General features: G+C 52.7%; 20 protein-coding genes and 3 pseudogenes. 11 read left to right on the forward strand and 12 right to left on the reverse strand.

The features are described 5' to 3' along the window. Positions 1-8 precede the first annotated feature (8 nt). The 4 genes from ACT9TW_RS05630 (at position 9) to ACT9TW_RS05645 (ending at position 4,383) form a co-directional block, all read left to right on the forward strand. Positions 9-1,511, forward strand: a complete 1,503-nt coding sequence (locus ACT9TW_RS05630; RefSeq protein WP_446491844.1) for an MDR family MFS transporter — start codon at positions 9-11, stop codon at positions 1,509-1,511. Positions 1,512-1,680: 169 nt separating this feature from the next. Next, the gene (gene nlpA / locus ACT9TW_RS05635; protein ID WP_446492682.1) at positions 1,681-2,499 is read left to right on the forward strand and encodes a lipoprotein NlpA; all 819 of its coding nucleotides are present in this window, start codon (positions 1,681-1,683) and stop codon (positions 2,497-2,499) included. Positions 2,500-2,623: 124 nt separating this feature from the next. Beyond that, entirely contained in the window at positions 2,624-3,403 is a 780-nt protein-coding gene (locus tag ACT9TW_RS05640) for an MBL fold metallo-hydrolase (RefSeq protein WP_446491845.1), read from the forward strand. Positions 3,404-3,429: 26 nt separating this feature from the next. Then, complete coding sequence (locus ACT9TW_RS05645) at positions 3,430-4,383, forward strand: GlxA family transcriptional regulator (protein ID WP_446491846.1); 954 nt, start codon at positions 3,430-3,432, stop codon at positions 4,381-4,383. 28 nt (positions 4,384-4,411) lie between these two features. Here ACT9TW_RS05645 and ACT9TW_RS05650 read toward each other — a convergent pair whose 3' ends face one another. Beyond that, entirely contained in the window at positions 4,412-5,500 is a 1,089-nt protein-coding gene (locus ACT9TW_RS05650; protein ID WP_446491847.1) for an AAA family ATPase, read from the reverse strand. A gap of 54 nt (positions 5,501-5,554) precedes the next feature. Then, on the reverse strand, positions 5,555-6,520 hold the full coding sequence (locus tag ACT9TW_RS05655) for a LysR substrate-binding domain-containing protein (protein WP_446491848.1): 966 nt from the start codon (positions 6,518-6,520) through the stop codon (positions 5,555-5,557). Between the two features lie 114 nt (positions 6,521-6,634). Between ACT9TW_RS05655 and ACT9TW_RS05660 the strand changes: the two genes are divergently transcribed. Continuing rightward, on the forward strand, positions 6,635-6,949 hold the full coding sequence (locus ACT9TW_RS05660; RefSeq protein WP_436353998.1) for a DUF1330 domain-containing protein: 315 nt from the start codon (positions 6,635-6,637) through the stop codon (positions 6,947-6,949). Between the two features lie 11 nt (positions 6,950-6,960). Next, complete coding sequence (locus ACT9TW_RS05665) at positions 6,961-7,488, forward strand: NAD(P)H-dependent oxidoreductase (RefSeq protein ID WP_446491849.1); 528 nt, start codon at positions 6,961-6,963, stop codon at positions 7,486-7,488. A gap of 83 nt (positions 7,489-7,571) precedes the next feature. On the opposite strand, the gene ACT9TW_RS05670 is transcribed toward ACT9TW_RS05665, so the two are convergent. The 3 genes from ACT9TW_RS05670 to ACT9TW_RS05680 form a co-directional block, all read right to left on the reverse strand. Next, positions 7,572-8,531 (reverse strand): YbgA family protein, encoded by a 960-nt coding sequence (locus ACT9TW_RS05670; RefSeq protein WP_446491850.1) that lies wholly within the window; start codon positions 8,529-8,531, stop codon positions 7,572-7,574. Positions 8,532-8,633: 102 nt separating this feature from the next. Then, positions 8,634-9,008: a hydroxyisourate hydrolase gene (gene uraH, locus ACT9TW_RS05675; RefSeq protein WP_446492683.1), complete on the reverse strand. Its 375-nt coding sequence runs from the start codon at positions 9,006-9,008 to the stop codon at positions 8,634-8,636. A 134-nt stretch (positions 9,009-9,142) separates the two neighbouring features. Continuing rightward, positions 9,143-9,868: a MerR family transcriptional regulator gene (locus ACT9TW_RS05680; protein WP_446491851.1), complete on the reverse strand. Its 726-nt coding sequence runs from the start codon at positions 9,866-9,868 to the stop codon at positions 9,143-9,145. A 117-nt stretch (positions 9,869-9,985) separates the two neighbouring features. On the opposite strand from ACT9TW_RS05680, the pseudogene ACT9TW_RS05685 reads away from it, so the two are divergent. From ACT9TW_RS05685 to ACT9TW_RS05695, 3 genes and pseudogenes are all read left to right on the forward strand, one after another. After that, positions 9,986-10,510: pseudogene (locus tag ACT9TW_RS05685) on the forward strand (lipocalin family protein). Positions 10,511-10,587: 77 nt separating this feature from the next. After that, on the forward strand, positions 10,588-11,586 hold the full coding sequence (locus ACT9TW_RS05690) for a class I SAM-dependent methyltransferase (RefSeq protein ID WP_446491852.1): 999 nt from the start codon (positions 10,588-10,590) through the stop codon (positions 11,584-11,586). Between the two features lie 99 nt (positions 11,587-11,685). Further along, on the forward strand, positions 11,686-12,120 hold the full coding sequence (locus ACT9TW_RS05695) for an acetyltransferase (RefSeq protein WP_446491853.1): 435 nt from the start codon (positions 11,686-11,688) through the stop codon (positions 12,118-12,120). Between the two features lie 96 nt (positions 12,121-12,216). Here the strand turns inward: ACT9TW_RS05695 and ACT9TW_RS05700 are convergent, their stop codons facing one another. The 4 genes from ACT9TW_RS05700 to ACT9TW_RS05715 all read right to left on the reverse strand — a co-directional run bounded on the left by ACT9TW_RS05700 (position 12,217) and on the right by ACT9TW_RS05715 (position 14,516). Beyond that, positions 12,217-12,516, reverse strand: coding sequence for a helix-turn-helix domain-containing protein (locus ACT9TW_RS05700; RefSeq protein ID WP_315687450.1), 300 nt, complete (start codon positions 12,514-12,516; stop codon positions 12,217-12,219). Then, positions 12,513-12,863 (reverse strand): type II toxin-antitoxin system RelE/ParE family toxin, encoded by a 351-nt coding sequence (locus ACT9TW_RS05705; protein ID WP_446492684.1) that lies wholly within the window; start codon positions 12,861-12,863, stop codon positions 12,513-12,515. Before ACT9TW_RS05705 ends, ACT9TW_RS05700 begins: the two co-directional genes overlap by 4 nt. A 214-nt stretch (positions 12,864-13,077) precedes the next feature. Then, the gene (locus ACT9TW_RS05710; RefSeq protein ID WP_446491854.1) at positions 13,078-14,115 is read right to left on the reverse strand and encodes a virulence RhuM family protein; all 1,038 of its coding nucleotides are present in this window, start codon (positions 14,113-14,115) and stop codon (positions 13,078-13,080) included. Between the two features lie 59 nt (positions 14,116-14,174). After that, positions 14,175-14,516, reverse strand: a complete 342-nt coding sequence (locus tag ACT9TW_RS05715; RefSeq protein ID WP_446491855.1) for a SymE family type I addiction module toxin — start codon at positions 14,514-14,516, stop codon at positions 14,175-14,177. Positions 14,517-14,644: 128 nt separating this feature from the next. Between ACT9TW_RS05715 and ACT9TW_RS05720 the strand changes: the two genes are divergently transcribed. Next, positions 14,645-14,830, forward strand: a complete 186-nt coding sequence (locus tag ACT9TW_RS05720) for a YlcI/YnfO family protein (RefSeq protein WP_446491856.1) — start codon at positions 14,645-14,647, stop codon at positions 14,828-14,830. A gap of 657 nt (positions 14,831-15,487) precedes the next feature. Here the strand turns inward: ACT9TW_RS05720 and ACT9TW_RS05725 are convergent. Further along, entirely contained in the window at positions 15,488-16,222 is a 735-nt protein-coding gene (locus ACT9TW_RS05725) for a hypothetical protein (RefSeq protein WP_446491857.1), read from the reverse strand. A 287-nt stretch (positions 16,223-16,509) separates the two neighbouring features. Continuing rightward, a pseudogene (locus ACT9TW_RS05730) lies at positions 16,510-16,752 on the reverse strand (winged helix-turn-helix domain-containing protein); the annotation flags it as partial. Here ACT9TW_RS05730 and ACT9TW_RS05735 point away from each other — a divergent pair. Then, positions 16,741-16,824 (forward strand): annotated as a pseudogene (locus ACT9TW_RS05735) (phage polarity suppression protein); the annotation flags it as partial. The pseudogenes ACT9TW_RS05730 and ACT9TW_RS05735 overlap by 12 nt on opposite strands. 210 nt (positions 16,825-17,034) lie before the next feature. On the opposite strand, the gene ACT9TW_RS05740 reads toward ACT9TW_RS05735, so the two are convergent. After that, positions 17,035-17,688 carry a DUF2290 domain-containing protein gene (locus tag ACT9TW_RS05740; protein ID WP_446491858.1) on the reverse strand — a complete coding sequence of 218 codons (654 nt, stop codon included), beginning with the start codon at positions 17,686-17,688 and terminating at the stop codon, positions 17,035-17,037.

Raw genomic sequence — 17,688 nt, forward strand, 5'->3', positions numbered from 1 at the left:
GATGTCTTATGGAGTCCGACGTAATGACTCAAACTGCGCAAAAAGCGCCGTCGATAAAGCTGCTGTTCAGCGCGCTGCTGCTGGTGATGCTGCTCTCTGCGCTGGATCAGACGATTGTCTCCACGGCGCTGCCGACCATTGTTGGTGAACTGGGCGGGCTGGATAAACTCTCCTGGGTGGTCACGGCCTACATTCTCAGCTCCACCATCGTGGTGCCGCTGTACGGTAAATTTGGCGATCTGTTTGGCCGCAAGATTGTGCTGCAAATTGCGATTGTGCTGTTCCTGGCAGGCTCCGTGCTGTGCGGGCTGGCGCAAAACATGACCCAGCTGGTGCTGATGCGCGCCCTGCAAGGGCTGGGCGGCGGCGGGCTGATGGTCATCAGTATGGCCGCCGTGGCGGACGTTATTCCGCCTGCCGAGCGTGGACGTTATCAGGGGCTGTTTGGCGGCGTGTTCGGCCTGGCAACGGTTATCGGGCCGCTGATTGGCGGTTTTATCGTGCAGCACGCCTCCTGGCGCTGGATTTTCTACATCAACCTGCCGCTGGGACTGTTTGCCCTGCTGGTGATTGGGGCGGTGTTTCATGGCAGTGCCCGGCGCAGCAAGCACGAGATTGACTACCTGGGGGCGATTTACCTCAGCATGGCGCTGCTGTGCATCATTCTGTTCACCACTGAAGGCGGGACGATTCGCCCGTGGAACGACCCGCAGCTGTGGTGCATTCTGGCTTTTGGCCTGACGGGGATTATCGGGTTTATCTACGAGGAACGCCTGGCCTGGGAGCCGATTATCCCGCTGTCGCTGTTCCGCGACCGCAGCTTCCTGCTCTGTAGTCTGATTGGTTTTATTATCGGGATGTCGCTGTTTGGCTCGGTGACCTTCCTGCCGCTCTATTTGCAGGTGGTGAAAGACGCCACGCCAACGCAGGCCGGTTTGCAGCTGATCCCGTTGATGGGCGGCCTGCTGCTGACCTCAATTATCAGCGGGCGGATCATCAGCCATACCGGGAAATACCGCCTGTTTCCGATCCTCGGCACGCTGCTGGGTGTGGTCGGAATGGTGTTGCTGACGCGAATTTCGATTCACTCCCCGACCTGGCAGCTGTACCTGTTCACCGGCGTTCTGGGGATGGGACTTGGGCTGGTGATGCAGGTGCTGGTGTTGGCGGTGCAAAACAGCGTGTCGGCAGATCAGTACGGTGTGGCGACCTCCGGTGTGACGCTGTTTCGTTCCATCGGCGGGGCGATTGGCGTCGCGCTGTTTGGCGCGGTGTTCACGCACATGCTGCAATCCGGCCTGATGGACCGCTTACCAGAAGGGGCTAACCTGCCGCGCGCACTGGATCCGACCGCTATTCATCATCTGCCTGAGACCCTGAGGCTGGATTATCTGGATGCGTTCGGCTCGGCTATCCACGCCGTGTTCCTGCTGGCTGCGAGCATTATGGTGCTGGCGTTTGTGCTGTCGTGGTTTTTACGTGAAGCGCCGCTGCGCAAAAGGTATGAGTGATGTCCTTCGCCCGGTGGCGCTACGCTTACCGGGCCTACAACTACCACTCACGGAGGCCGGGAAAGCGCAGCGCCACCCGGAAAAAATTGTATATAACTTATCCTTCTTATTGATTCCTTTTCGGTTTTTAGCACGCCGCTTCGTTGTCGATATAGTCATCAAAACGTTTATCAAAAGGAACTGTCTGGTGAAATTTCGATTGGGTGCTCTGGTTCTCGCGGGCCTGCTGCTGGCGGGTTGCGATCAAGGTGGCAGCGATGCCAAACACATTAAAGTCGGCGTGATTAACGGCGCGGAGCAGGATGTGGCGGAAGTCGCCAAAAAGGTCGCAAAAGAGAAATATGGCCTGGATGTCGAGCTGGTGGGCTTTAGCGGATCGCTGCTGCCAAACGATGCCACTAACCACGGTGAACTGGACGCCAACGTCTTCCAGCACCGACCATTCCTGGCGGAAGATAACAAGGCGCATGGCTACAAGCTGGTGGCGGTTGCCAATACCTTCGTCTTCCCGATCGCCGGTTATTCCCGCAAGATAAAATCTGTGTCTGACCTGAAGGATGGCGCGACCATTGCCATTCCGAACGACCCGACCAACCTTGGCCGCGCGCTGTTGCTGCTGCAAAAAGAGAAGCTGATTACCCTCAAGCCTGACGTTGGCCTGCTGCCGACGGCGCTGGATATCACCGCAAATCCCAAAAACCTGAAAATCATGGAGCTGGAAGGGGCGCAACTGCCGCGCGTGCTGGATGACCCGAAAGTCGATGTCGCCATTATCAGCACCACCTATCTCCAGCAAACCGGGCTGTCGCCGGTGCATGACGGGGTCTTTATCGAAGACAAAAATTCGCCGTACGTGAACATTGTGGTGACGCGTGCAGACAACAAAGACGCAGAGAACGTGAAAGAGTTTATTCAGTCGTATCAGTCACCTGAGGTGGCGAAAGCGGCAGAGACTATCTTTAACGGCGGCGCGGTGCCTGGCTGGTAAGCATTCTGGCGGGGAAACCCGCCTTTTCATATTGACCCGATTCCATCGATCATCGCCCTTTAGCCCACATCGCAAAACGGCTCCTCTGGCTATTCTCCTTATCACACCAACCGGAGGATAACCCATGAACATCACCCAAATTCGCAATGCCACCCAGCTGATTACCTACGCCGGAAAACGTTTTTTAATTGACCCGATGCTGGCGCCAAAAGGCGCGTATCCCGGCTTTCCTGGCACGGCGCGCGCAGACATTCGCAACCCGATGGTCGAGCTGCCCGTTGACGTAAAAACGCTGCTGGATGCCGATGCGGTGATTGTCACCCACACCCATAACGATCACTGGGATCAAGTGGCCATTGATCTGATCGCCAAAGACAAACCTGTCTACGTGCAAAACGACAGCGATGCCGCGCTGCTGCGCACCCAGGGATTCACTCACCTGACGGTGATGACCGAAGAGACGACCTTTGGCGATATCCGCATCGCGAAAACCCACGGCGGCCAGCACGGTACCGACCGCGCTTACGCTGTGCCGGAGCTGGCAGAACGTCTGGGCGAAGCCTGCGGCGTGGTCTTCCGCCATTCTGACGAGAAGACGCTGTATATCGCAGGCGATACCATCTGGCGTGAAGAAGTGGCGGCCGATCTGCAAAAGCACCAGCCGGATGTGGTAGTCCTGAATGCCGGTTATGCGCATGTGCTTGGTTTCGGGCCGATTATCATGGGCGAGCAGGATGTGCTGAACGTCCATTTCCTGCTGCCGCAGGCGCAGATTGTGGCGACCCATATGGAGGCGATCAATCATTGCCTGTTAACCCGTCGCGCCCTGCGCGAGTACGCCGAAGCCAACCAGTTCAGTGATGCGCTGAGCATTCCCCAGGACGGCGAAAGCGTTATATTCTGAACACCACAAAGGGAAAGGAGAGACTGATGCCGCCAGTGAATGTCGCGATTGTCGCGGTGGATGGGTTTAGCCCGTTTCACTACTCCGTTCCCTGCATTCTGTTTGGCGATACGGTATCGGGTGAAAAGCGCTTTAACGTCACGATCTGCGCCGAAAAGCCGGGATTGCTGACCTCCGGAGACGGCTTTGCGCTGAATGCCTCGCAGGATTATTCCGCGATTGCGCAGGCCGATATCGTGGTGGTGCCTTACTGGCAGCACGTTCTGGAGCGCCCGCCGCAGGTATTGCTCGAAAGCCTGGTCCAGGCAAGGGACAACGGCGCGGAGATCGTCGGTCTGTGTCTGGGCTCGTTTGTGCTGGGCTATGCGGGTATTCTCGACGGCAAACGCGCGGCAACCCACTGGGAGTTTGAGCACCAGTTTGCGTCACAGTTCCCCGACGTGAAGCTGGATATCAACGCGCTCTATGTTGATGACGACAACATCATCACGTCCGCAGGCACCGCCGCCGCACTGGATTGCTGTTTGTATATCATCCGCCAGCGCTTTGGCAGCGTGGTGGCTAACCAGATTGCCCGGCGGATGATTGTACCGCCGCACCGTGAAGGCGGGCAGGCGCAGTTTATTGCCCAGCCGGTGCCAAAAGATACCCGCGATGCGCAGATTAACTGCCTGATTGATTATCTCCAGCAGCATATTACCGAGCCGCATAATCTGGACTCTCTGGCGGAGGTTGTTTCCATGAGCCGCCGTACCCTGACCCGCCATTTTGTTAAAGCCACGGGCATGAGCGTTGCCGACTGGCTGACCGCCGAGCGCCTGCGGCGCAGCCAGATCCTCCTTGAAGCCGGAAATCTGCCGATCGAAAGCGTGGCCGGGCAGGTGGGATTTGTGTCGGCGGTGACGTATCGCCAGCAGTTTAAGGCGCGTTTTGGGGTCAGCCCGGCGGAATGGCGCAAGACCTTTCGGACTCATTCGTAGGCCGGGTAAGCGTAGCGCCACCCGGCGTTTATCCCAGCCTCTCCATCCTCGTTTCCCCCTCTACCATCGACAGCTGATACAGAGAAAACGAACGGTGTTTTTCAATCAGCTTCGCCAGCTCCGGTGAGTGGCTGGTGAGCCAGATCTGTGAGTAGCGGCTGGCCTCGGCAATCAGGCTCGCCAGCGCGGGCAGCATCTGCGGATGCAGGCTGTTTTCTGGCTCGTTGAGGGCGATAAAGGCCGGTGGGCGCGGGCTTAACAACGCCACCGCCAGACACAGGAAACGCAGCGTGCCATCGGAGAACTCAGCCGGCTCCAGCGGTCGGCTTAACCCCTCGCGCTGCATCATCATCCGAAAACGTCCGCCCGAATTGTCGCTGTAAAACACGCAGCCGGGGAACGCCTGATCGAGGATGCGCATCAGCAGCAGCTCGTCGCCAATTTCGATAATCGTCTGAAACGCCGCAGCCAGGTTGGAACCATCGCTGGCCAGCACCGGCGAGCGGAAGCCAACCTGCGGGGCGCGGATCGCCGAGCCGGATGAGACAGAAAACTCGTGATAAAAACGCCAGTTCCGCAGGGATTCACGCATCTGCGACACTTCCGGGTAGAGATGCGGTTCGCCGAGCTGCCCGAACACCGATTCGTTCTCATACAGCGTGCCGCTGTGGGTCACTTTTTCGTGATGCACGTTATTCAGAAACACGGCCTGGTTTTTGCGCTTCATCAGCTGTGACGAGGGGCGACGATGCTGGCCGCTCAGCCAGATGGATTCCTCTTTGATCACCGGGTCGAGCTGAAACTGCGACGGATAGGGCAGCTTTTCGACAAAACCCACCTGCAGTTCGTATTCGTAGGTTTCAGTTTCCACCGCCAGGTTCATGCGCCGCAGCTGGTCGCTGCGCGTTTTGCCTGCCCAGAACACCTTCAAAATCCCGCCCTCATTCGCCAGCGCCTGAGAAAACTGCCCCTGCGCCGCGCTGTGCATCAGGTAAATCGCTTTATAGATATTCGATTTCCCGGTGCCGTTTGGGCCGAAGACGATGTTGAGCTGTTCCAGATCCAGCGACATATCGCGGATTGAGCGGTAATTCTGAATGTGCAGGGTGTTAATCATCAGCGAGGGCCTGTTTTTTGAAAAAAAAGTCATCGTCTTTGTCATTCATATCATTTAAGCCACTAAAACGGCGGCGTAATCCGCCAGCCTTTCGGGCGGGAAATGCAGCGATGCATCCTGGCGAAAAGCATCCAGCAGATACTCCACCGTGGCTTTCACGCGCGGCGCGACCAGCGCACGGTGGGGATACTGGATAACCATCTCGTAATTACCAGGGTCGTGCTGACCGACCAGCACGGCTTTTAGCGCCCCGGCCTGCAAATGCGCCAGCGCGTGATGCACACCCACCTGAGCAATACCCAACCCCAGCAGTGCCGCTTGTGTCTGGGCTTCCGGTGCGGAGAGCGTCACTGCCGCGGCGTCTGGCTCAAGCGTGGTCAGGCTGCCATCGCTTCCCCTGAACCCCCATGGCGAGACACGTCCCCCTAAAAAACGCCTGGCGATAAGATGATGATGCGCCAGGTCAGCAGGTGTTTTGGGTACGCCGCAACGCGCCAGATACTCAGGCGAGGCAACCAGCGCGGTTTTGAGCTGGCAGACGGGCCGCGAAATCAGCGACGAATCGACAATGCGCCCGCCGCGAATGGTCAGGTCGTAGCCGTCGGCAATCAGGTCTGTCACCCGGTCGTCGAAATCCACTTCTACGGAAATATCCGGATAACGCGCCCGCAGCCCCGGTAGCACCGGGAGCAGCTGTTCGCGCCCGAAGGCGGCGCTGGTAGAGATGCGCACATGGCCGCGGGTTTCCATTTTGCGAGCCACCACGGCATCCATCGCCGTATCCAGCGCGCCGATAGCAATCCGTGCCTGTTGCAAAAAGGCGGTTCCCTCTTCGGTCAGGCTCAGCGTGCGCGTGGTGCGGTTCATCAGCCTGACACCCAGCGCCTGTTCCAGCCCGGCGATGTTTTTACTGACCGCGGCAGGGCTGATCCCCTGGCTGCGTGCGGCGGCGGCAAAGCTGCCCGCACTGGCGGCTTCTACGAATGAGACAATCGCGCGAACTCGCTGTGATAACTCCATGTTTCACTCCCGTATTCACAACCTGAAGTTGATTATCTATCAACCATAACCCTAATTCTCGTTACGAGTAAACGGGCACATACTCTTGCCATCAACCCACAGTGAGGAACTTGTATGAACGTGTCCGAGCCTGCTTATTTCATTTTTGATGTGGTTATTCATGATCCTGCGGCGATGCAGCCGTACCGGGAAAAAGTCGAGGCCAGCTATAAAGCCTTTGGCGGTAAACGCCTGGTGATGGGAGGCCAGTGCGACACCGTGGAAGGCAACGGCCCGCAGGGGATGCTGGTGATGTTGCAGTTCGACAGCGCGGAACAGGCGCACGCCTGGCACGATTCCCCTGCGTATCAGGAGATCATTCACTACCGTCACGCCGCCGCCAGCACCAACGCCTGGCTGGTAAAAGGCGTAATGCCGGAACAACAATAAAGGAGACACCCATGAAAACCTTAGCGATTGTATCCCATCCTTATGCATCACAGTCTCGTATTATCAAGGCCTTACAGCAGACGGCAGAGGGCGTTGATAACGTCATCGTCCGCAATCTGGAAGCGATGTACGGCAACGACGTGAACGCCATTGATGTGGCGGCAGAACAGGCGGCGTATGACGGCGTTGACCGCGTGGTGTTTATCTACCCGACTCACTGGTTCAACCTGACGCCGATGCTGAAAGGCTACCTGAATGAAGTGTGGCAGTACGGCTGGGCGTTTGGTACAGGTGGCGATGCCCTGAAAGGGAAAAGCCTGATGGTGGTCACCTCCGCAGGCGCCAGCCCGTTTACGTACTCCCACGAAGGGCTGATCCAAAGTTCGATGGATGAGGTGCTCAGCCCAATGAAAGCCAGCGCGCTGTATGTGGGCATGAACTGGCTGCCACCGCTGGCGTTTTATGAAGTGGCGGCGGCGAATCGCGACAAGTTACCGCAGTTCCGTGAGGCGCTGGCTCAGGCGCTGTGCGCGGCGTAAAAAAAAGACGACAGTGAGGTGTCGTCTAAACGGGGTACTGCCTGAGGTCTCTTTCGTTCCATGGACCCTTCGCATACTTTCTTTCAGGTGATAGCCAGGCGCAGACCTAAATCGTCCGGGTAGGGATCAAAGTAGTTTTGCGTCATCAGATACCGGTCAGGATATTCGGACATGTAGTGTTTGAGCAGAGTCAGCGGCGCGAGGATAGGCAGCAGCCCGTCGCGATAGTGCAGGATCACATCGCGCAGTTCGCCACGCTGGCGGCTGTTGAGCTGATTACGAAAATAACCCTGAATATGCATCAGCACGTTGGTGTGATTTTTCCGCGAAGCGGGTTTCTTCAGGATTGTCATCAGCTTATCGCGGTACGCCACAAAGAAGGCGTCCAGATCTTCCCACTCGTGCAGCGAAGCGACGAACGGGCCGATTTCGCGGTATCCCGCCTGATGGTGCGCCAGCAGCTGTAGTTTATAGCGGCTGTGGAAGTCCAGCAGCGCGCGGCGCGTCAGACCGTTGGCACGCAGGGTGTTCAGCTCATGCAGGGCAAAAACGCGTTCGATAAAGTTTTCCCGCAGCACCGGGTCGTGCAAACGACCATCTTCCTCTACGGGTAGCCACGGCCGGGATTCAAGGAGGGCGGAGGTGAACAGCCCGACACCCTCCTTGCGGCCCCGGTTGCCGTTTTCATCATACAGCCGCACACGCTCCATGCCGCAGCTTGGCGATTTCGCACAGACGATAAATCCCGCCAGATCGTCGATTTTAGGCAGATAATCCGCCGTAAAGTCCGCCATTTTCTGTGTGAGGTTTTCGTGAGGCGGCTTGCTGAAACGCAGCTGCGTATCACCGCTTTCTGTCAGAGTTAAACGAATGGCAGGGCGCGGCGTAGGCAGGCCAATCGCCATTTCAGGGCAGACGGGCCTAAAACCGACCCACTGGGCCAGTTCATCCATCACAAAGCCCATACGCTTGTGTCCGCCGTCAAAGCGAACGGCGGAACCGGTCAAACATCCGCTAATACCCAGCACAGGTTTCGTTGTCATGGTGTGTATCTCCAGTTCATATCATTAAAACTTACACAACATGTCTAATTTGTCCAAGTATTAGCGGAATTGTTTTTTCTTTCCGTTTAAAATCAATGGCGATCAACTACCCTTGTAAGTCGAATATCCGTACTGGCTAAGCAGGAGCGGGATGTGCAACTTTTCGTTGGTGCGGGTCACGGTAAACAGCACCGGGATTTCCGGGAAGAACGTGTCCAGTTTCTTCGCGTGGAAGTAATCAGTCGTTTTGAACGTCACTTTGTAGACGCCTGGCTGCATATCCCGATCCTCCGGATAGAGGGATTTGATGCGTCCGTCATGGTCGGTTTTACCGCTGGCAAGCGGGGTCCATTTATCCTGCTGCTGCTTTTCCAGCGTGACGGTAACGCCCGGCGGCGGTGTGCCGGTTTGCTGGTCAAGAATGTGAACACTCAGCGTACCGACAGGGGCGCTAAACGCGGCGGGGGCGAAGGTCATGGTGGCCAGGATCAGCAGGGGGGTTGTCTTTTTCACGGTATTTCCTGTGGAGTTATCAGTCACAGGAAAACGTTAGCATCTGCGGCGCGGGAAAATATTCAACTTTTCGTGAAGTTTCCCGCAGAGGAAAATAATCAGAGGATAATGACGTCCAGCGATACCTGCTGTTGCCACTGTTCAACCTGTTTTTTCCGCGCCGCGGTGAGTTTGCCACGAGTCACCAGCAGCCATTTCCTGTCCGGAAAAATCTCCGGTGCCAGCATGGCAGGGGGGGTGGGCAAAACATCAATGCGGTGGCCTTGGCCGGTACGCGTTAATGCTTCGAGCCAGATTTCACCCGGGTCGTTCAGGTGCCAGCCGGTCAGCAGAAGGTTATCACCCGGCGCTTTTTTATCGCCCTCCAGGCAAAAGGAGGTATAGGCGATGATAATACCGTCGAAGATGTCGCGCAGGGTCATGGCCGCAGGGATGTTGGCCGACATTTGGCTTCGCACCGGACGCAGAACATTTGCTACCAGTTCAGGACGCGGATATTCGCGACCGGCGTCGTAAATCATCTGGCGCAGGGACTCGATTTTGCCCTCCTGCAGACGTTGAAGCATGTTTTGTTGCAACGTTTTCCAGTTGTTGGTACGACGCGGCACCGGACGTTCCAGCAACGGTTTGACCTGGCCAATCGGAACGCCTTTTTTTACCCAGTCGAGGATTTTCAGCGCCTGTTGAACATCTTCTTCGCTGTAAAGGCGATGACCACCCTCCGTGCGCTCTGGCTTAAGCAGGCCGTAACGGCGCTGCCACGCCCGGAGCGTGGTGGCGGTGATGCCGCTGAGTCTGGCGAATTCGCCGATGGAGTAAGCCATGTCAGTGCCCGGAGAGGTAGAATAATCTCAATATACTACGAATTTTTGCTGACGGGATGAAGCACCTTCACGGTGCACTACACTTAACGTCCGATCGTGCAAATGAAAGGAATTCTCATGAGGATATGGCCTGTTGTGACCGGTGTCGCCATTGCCCTGAGTCTGGTGGCCTGTAAATCTCCCACGCCGCCGAAAGGCGTGCAGCCCATTACTGGCTTTGATGCCAGCCGCTATCTCGGCAAATGATACGAAATTGCCCGCCTGGAAAACCGCTTTGAGCGCGGGCTGGTGCAGGTGACTGCAACCTATGGCGAGCGCGGAGACGGCGGTATTAGCGTTCTTAACCGGGGTTACGACCCGGTGAAAAACGAGTGGAACGAGAGCGAGGGTAAAGCGTACTTTACCGGCGCGCCGACTACAGCCGCGCTAAAGGTATCGTTCTTCGGCCCCTTCTACGGCGGCTATAACGTGATCGCGCTGGACGATGCGTACCAGTTTGCGCTGGTCAGCGGTCCGAATCGTGATTACCTGTGGATCCTGTCACGCACGCCAACCATTCCCGATGAAGTGAAACAGGAATACCTGAATACTGCACGTAGTCTGGGGTTCCCGGTGGATCAACTGGTGTGGGTGAAGCAGTGAAGATCGTGCTTTCTTCGTAGGGTATTACTGGCCTGCCTGGATAGACTTCCGTTAAAAGCGTAACGGGGGACGATGAGATGAACTGGCAGCCTTTTCGCGGCAACGCGCCGGAAAATATGACCATTTTTAGCGCCTCATTTCCCGACGTCAGCGACCAGTGGCCGATGAAAGACGACACCATCCGCGAAATAAACGCTATCGACCAGGCACTGAAAGCGGATACCCGGCTCATGTCCCCGTTGCTGGAATACGAAGAAGGCGGGCTGCCGATTCTGGTGCCCCGGCACCGTTATTCTGAACAAGCCTACCGCAACCGCCCGGCGCTGGAAGCCTGGCGCACCCGGCTTGTCCCCACTGCGCTGGCGCTCTTTGTGCTGCAAAATCCGCTGGAGGAACGCCTTCCCGAAGGAACAAAAATGGACAGCGACAGCCGCCAGTGGTTTATCCACGCCAACGATGCCATCGGCATTCGCTCTCGCGCCAGGGTGTTGGGCGCACTGGTCGGAAAGTATATTCACAACAATATCGAAAGCGACTGGGTTAGCCTGGCGTGTGGCGCGGCGATTCCGGTGCTGGAGGCATTGCGCATCGCCAGACTGAATGGGCAAAACGTGCATCTTTCGCTGGTGGATAAAGACCCGGTTGCCCTGAGATGGGCGGAAACGATGGCGGCGCAGGATGGGCTCACCGTGGATGAACAGCTGACCCTGCTCAGGCGTGATCTGGTACATACCCTGGTGCGAAACGAAGATTTACTGCTGGAGCTGGGCGAGCATCAGGCAGACCTGGTGGATGCGCTGGGGATTTTCGAATATTTCAACGACACGGATGCGGCGGTTTTTTTGCAACGCGCACTGCGGCTGGTGAAGCCTGGCGGCGCGGTGATTGTGTCGAACATGCTGACCAGCAGCCCGCAAATCGACTTTGCCCTGCGCTGCATTGGCTGGGAACACATCTTCCCGCGTTCGTTGCAGCAGTTGCAGGATATTCACCTCGCGGCGGGTGTGCCGGTGGAAAATGTCACCGTGATTGTGCCGAAGGACGGGGTGTATGCGGTGATGGAGGTTAGAACGTAGCGCGATCGGTTCCCTCTCCTTTTGGGAGAGGGTTAGGGTGAGGGGACTGGTCGCAGAGATTGACTTGAAATATGGTGCTTGTCCGAACATGATCCCCCCATGAAAATAGAAAATGCAGTCCCCTCACAATTCGAACGTCTTGTCGCGATCTGGGAATCTTCCGTTCGTGCCACTCACCACTTTTTGCAGGAAAGCGATATTGCGGCGCTGCGCCCGTTATTGCTTAACGCGTATTTACCCAACCTCCGGGTCGTGATTGCCCGCGATGAAGCGGGAGTGATCCACGGCTTTTTAGGTGTCGATGAAAACCGCATTGAAATGCTATTTGTCGATGACGTAAGCCGTGGCAAAGGTGTCGGCAAATTACTGCTGAAATATGCCATTGAACATTTTGGCGCGAACGAAGTGGATGTTAACGAGCAAAACCCGCAGGGCGTCGCGTTTTATCGCCATATGGGGTTTGAGCAAGTTGGCCGCTCAGAGCTGGACGGGCAGGGGAATCCGTTTCCGCTGCTGCATATGCGGTTGGGGTGATAGGGATTACTCAAATTGCAGTTGTTCGGCAAAAGCGAACAACTGCAATGTCACTCACGGGATTTTAATCACTCTTTATTCGCATATCTCTGCTGCTTAAATATCAAACGCTATATGTTTACCGTCCGGAAGCTCCACATCGATGCGTAGTTTGCCGCCCATGGCTTCAATGTAGCGCTTAAGCGTGGCAATTTTCAGTTCATTGCCGCGCTGCTCCAGCTGTGTGATCGCGGGCTGGCTGATCCCCATGACGCTGGCGACATGCTTTTGCGACAGCTTTAACTCTTCGCGAACCAGCTGTAGACCGGTTTCGAGGATTAATTCTTCAGCCATCCCTCTGATTCGCTGCTGGCTTTCGGGCGAACGGGATGCAATTGCTTCGTTTAAGGTTTTCATTTTGTAGCCTCCAGTGCTGCCAGATGTGTTGAGAACTCTTCATCTGCAATACGAATGAGTCTTTCATAAAAGTACTTTTTATTACTCTTATCACCAGCGCAAAGTACGATAGCCTGGCGTTCGGGATCAAAAGCAAAAAATGCACGAACCGGGCGGCCAGCATACTGAATACGTAACTCCTTCATATTCTTATACTGTGAACCTTTGACGGTATCGACGTAAGGGCGAGGAAGATGAGGTCCATAATTTTGCAGATTTAGCAGATCTGCGAAGATCTTTTCCTGTAATCCTTCATCCTGCTCGTCCAGCCATTGCTCAAATACCCTTCCCAACAGCACCTTCCACATGCGATCGTCCATGATAAGCTGTAGCTTATAAATAATACAATATAAGCTGTAGTTAATAAATGCAATGGCTGTCATCGACAGCCATGCTGTGAGTGGCAGGAGTATGGCAAAGATGAGGTATTAAACGGATCGTGCAATTAAGAAATTGCGAGGTGCTTTCCAGTGTTTTTTCATTCAGGATGATGAGGAAAATCAGTATGACAGCGTGGCGTGACTACTTTTTCGGCCCTTTTTCCCACTGTAGCAAAGCGACAATATCCTTTTCTCCTTCGGCTTCTTTTAAACGCCGTTGTTGTTCCGCATATTGACTGTATTCGGCCTGCGCTTTTTCATTGGCTATTTTCTTACTGACTTTACCTGCACCTTGCAGAACGTCCCGATCGTTAAATTGCAGGAACTGATCGAGTTTAGTTTGCCAGTCACGTAAAAACACCTGCTGGCGGCGTCTGGCCTGATCTTCTGCAAAATCGAGCCACATATTCACAACGCGATTAAGCTCGCTCACCTCATCCTGAGACAGATAATTTTTTGCGGTGGTGACATCGCTTTTACGGACTTCTTCGCCTTTATAACTGGTCAGCCCCATATGCGGTTGAGTGGCATCGGCGCGCTGGTGAACCAACTCAGCAGCGGTATGGCCCGTGCAGGCAAAATGTAATTTATTCTGGATGGTCTGAAAGAATTGCGTAGTTTCTTTGAGTGACGGTTGATAGTCAGCAGCTAACGCGAAAATCTCCCTCACACGTAAATATACCCGGCGTTCGCTGGCCCGTATGTCGCGAATGCGTTCCAGCATTTCATCGAAATAGTCAGGTACGGCTGATGATCCAACGGGCGGATTTTTAAGGCGTTCGTCGTCCATAACGAAGCCTTTAATCAGGTATTCTTGCAGCGTTTGGGTGGCCCATTGACGGAACTGGATGCCGCGAGGCGAGCGAACGCGGTAGCCGACAGCAAGTATAGCTTCGAGATTGTAGTGATCTATCTCTCTGGAAACCTGACGTTTTCCTTCCTGGCGAACTATCCGGAATTTCCGGATAGTTGAATTTTGATCAATTTCGCCATCAGAAAATATATTCATGAGATGCTCGTTGATGGTTCGAACATCTTTAGCGTACAGATCGGCCATCGCTGACTGGGATAACCAGATAGTATCTGATTCGAAGCGGCATTCGACACGGACTCTTCCGTCATTACTGGCAAACATAACAAACTCGCCTGCCGGAGATTGGATTACGCCTTTATCTGCCATGTCGCCTCCACATTCTTAACCCATAACGCTATAGGCTCGTAGTATGCCAGAAACAGTCGCTAAGCCTGGTGGTTTGTCACTGATTTTGCGAGCAGCTTTCCGGGAATATCAGACTGAATGCCTGCGAGGACATTTTCTATTTGAACGAGCTTTTCTTTCGTCTGTTTGTAATCGTCCAGCAACTTTTGCTCGTTCTCGCTATACGCCATCAACACGATGCAGCCTTTCATGACCTTCACCGTGACCTGATTCCCGGTTTCAAACCCAGCGGCGCGCAGCCATTTGCCGGAAAGAATAATATTGGGGGTGGTTTTGTCGTGAACCTTCGGGCGATATCCCACAATTAACGAACGCTCGGTTCCGGTTTCGTCGGTGTCTGGGGTAGAATGCAAATCAGCCATAATCAACTCCTTGATAGTTGGTGAGGTTAGACGCCCTTTAGTGCTCCAACACTGCTGGGCGTTGTCAGAATTCCGAATCCATGTGGTAGGTACCACATGCAGATAAACTAACCTAAGTGGTACCTACCATGCAAGAGAAAAAGAAACCAAATTTTGACCGCACCAAGAGCACCATGAAAAACATTCGTTTTGAGGATGAGCTTTTGGAACAGATTGAGAAGGCAGCGGGGAAAGGGAATTTTAGTAAGTGGGTGAAGGAAGCTTGCAGGCTTAAGCTTTTAAGTGAGTTGCCGGGTAGTAACAGAAATAAATGATAAGTTTGAAATATATATTTCTAAATTATCATTTATAATTATTCTAAAATTTTTAGTTATATTCTTAATAACGAGTAGCTGCTTTTATCCAAATCTACTTTTAAATTTTGGGGGACTAACTCGACGTTGCATTTTACCATTACAGTTGGGGCAAAGATGTTGTTTCTCCCCCTCAATTTCCCAGGTGTAATATTTTTTCTTGAAATAGATATGACAGATATCACACCGTCTGGGCTTGAATATGGCACCAATTACGACGAATAAAATCACAACACCTATAATCCATTCCATTAAAGCCACCCTTAATTATTTTTTTGAAATGATTTAGAGGATAACACTCAATATTTAGATGAATAAGTGATCAAATTCGCATAAGTCGACTGCAATGAGCGAATGTATTTACTAATGCAGGGGTTTTTTAAATTAGAGCGGATAACATTTTTGGCGGAGATCACAGGAGTCAATGAGGTAAGTTAAGTAGATGATTGTAAAAGATAAATATAAAAAATAAATCTATACACAAATATATACACACTGGCGGATGCATTCGTTTTTTATACAACCTCTTCAGGTCAAAAATTTTGACCTGAACACTAATCCCCTCCACGAATACCTGCCCCACTTACCAATATAAGCAGATACGCCAAATCGATGCTATCAAGGTCGAAGCGTTAAACCTAAATCCCATGGAAAAACATCGATGTATGAGGTGCTTGAAACTGCTGCCCAGTTGATTTTTACATCTTTTGAACTGCTCAGTAGAGTTTCACTAGCCCTATCCCATTCAAAATCACTCGGTAACAACTGCCCAGGGGCATGAGGCGACAGCGCCCCAAAAGCAACATAATTCCATGCACCTGGCGGCCCTTCTCTTCCTGAAACTACGAGTTCTTGATGCCGTGAGGATTCCCTATACTCCAAAGTTAAGTGTTCCTCTTCCATAAGATCTTTTAGGGTTAATCTTCCCAGCGGTGGACAGCAAAGGTGCCAAGATGGAAATTCGAAAGTTGTATCATGGTCAATCAATGCCACTGCGATGGTTTCAATAGAATCATTTGAATCGAATGTCAGAGAAACCAATGAGTCTGAAAACCTGTATCCCCACCATTTATCCCCTATGCGGTTAGGAACACCTAGTTGCTGTTCAACCCAGCGAGATGGAGCACCAAGCTCTATCCCTGAGAATATATTTTCAGGTGTTCTACGTCGTTCGATTCGTACATTAGGTCTTGCTAACTTTGACCTTAAAATACGAACTCCATGCTTACTCATTGCGAGCCAAATGAGTGCGACACCACCAACAAAACTTCCAACTGCATTAACCATTACATCCTTGACAGGTATATGGGCTAATAGCATCTGCAATTGCACACCCCAAGCATCCTGCACCATTGTTAACCTCATTGAATGCGGACGATTTGACCGCCCTTAATATTTTAAAAATTACTTTCAAAAGAATATCGTGAATACGGTACAGAATTATATGACAGCGAGCAGACTGTAGATGGTGATAAAAAAAGTTTTTTTAGGTTTTACTGTTCACATTGTCCACCTTCCATTTTTATATAATGTTTTCATAATGTTAGGTGGTGATCAGACGGTGAAGGGTGAACAGTCTATTGTTCACCCGGCAGGATAATCAGGTATAAAAAGACCGGCGGTTGCCGGTCAAAGGTAGGTTATGTCGCTGCGGTTTCGTCGCACTTCGGCAGCCAGTCGCCGTTACTGTCCTCCCTGAGCGTCAGGTTGGTCTGTGTGCCCTGTCTGGTGTGCCGCTTTTCATAATTCATCCCGTACTCTTTCAGCATCATCGGCAGCCCCAGCCCGAACATTTTCAGGCTCAGCACATGCTTGTAGCCGTTGGCCTCCATATACCCCAGATAGGCATGATAGAGATAGTTACGAGGCTGTCGCGGGATGATAATCGTGAAAAATTCACGCCTGCACAAAACCAGAATTATGTCCGAAAACGCGCGGAACTGGCCGCACAGTAAGCCGCTCAAAAATTCCCGAAAATCCCTTCATTTTTCCTTAAAAAAGCCATGCATTCTAAGGTGCATGGTTTTGCATTCGTTTTAACGACACTAATTCCCCCGCCAGCGCCAGTACTGGCGCGCCCTGAGCACTATCATGCACCTGCATTAAAAGCGCCCCATTAAGCGGGCAGGCGTGGCGGGGAGAGCATTGCGCGCCGAAATAAAAGTCTACTCGATTGAGAAATGTAACATTCCTCTCTCTCGAATAGTAATTGTGTTTGGGTGAGCTATTCTTTCCATTTCAAAACCGAAGTCGTGATAAGCTGTATTATAAAATGAGCTCAAGATGAATTTTACAAATGTTACCGGGCATAATGGTGAAGACAAGGGGATTCTGCAGTTTTTAAACTGACCTAATGTCAAATGTGCCGCGGGGTGAATGACATCATTAGCATCATCAGGGGCATAATCAACCCTTATAGGTACGGGTAAAATTGACTTTTGGACAATGTCTGCATAGAAATTGCTTTCATCTAAATATAAGTCAGGGTCATTTTGAAATGACTCATAGTTAGGTGCAGGGAAATAGCACAAGCGCTCTTTAATAAGATTTCCTTGGTGATTAAATTGAAATAGAAGATGAATCAATCCGCCGTCTAATAACTTGATGTTGTATTGCCTCCTTTCATCAAGAAAATTGTAAATATCTACATACTCAATATTTTTAAGCGCAATTGATGCATCAGCGAAACCGCTATAATTGACATAGCAGTATTCTCTATCCTGAGTTATTACAGGGAAGTTTTGTGCATCACTAATACCAACTGATATCAGATGCGAAGTGATCCTTCTTATTGCTGAGCAAATGCTATTTGAGTCCAT

The sequence above is a fragment of the Enterobacter sp. C4G1 genome (genome assembly GCF_052886895.1).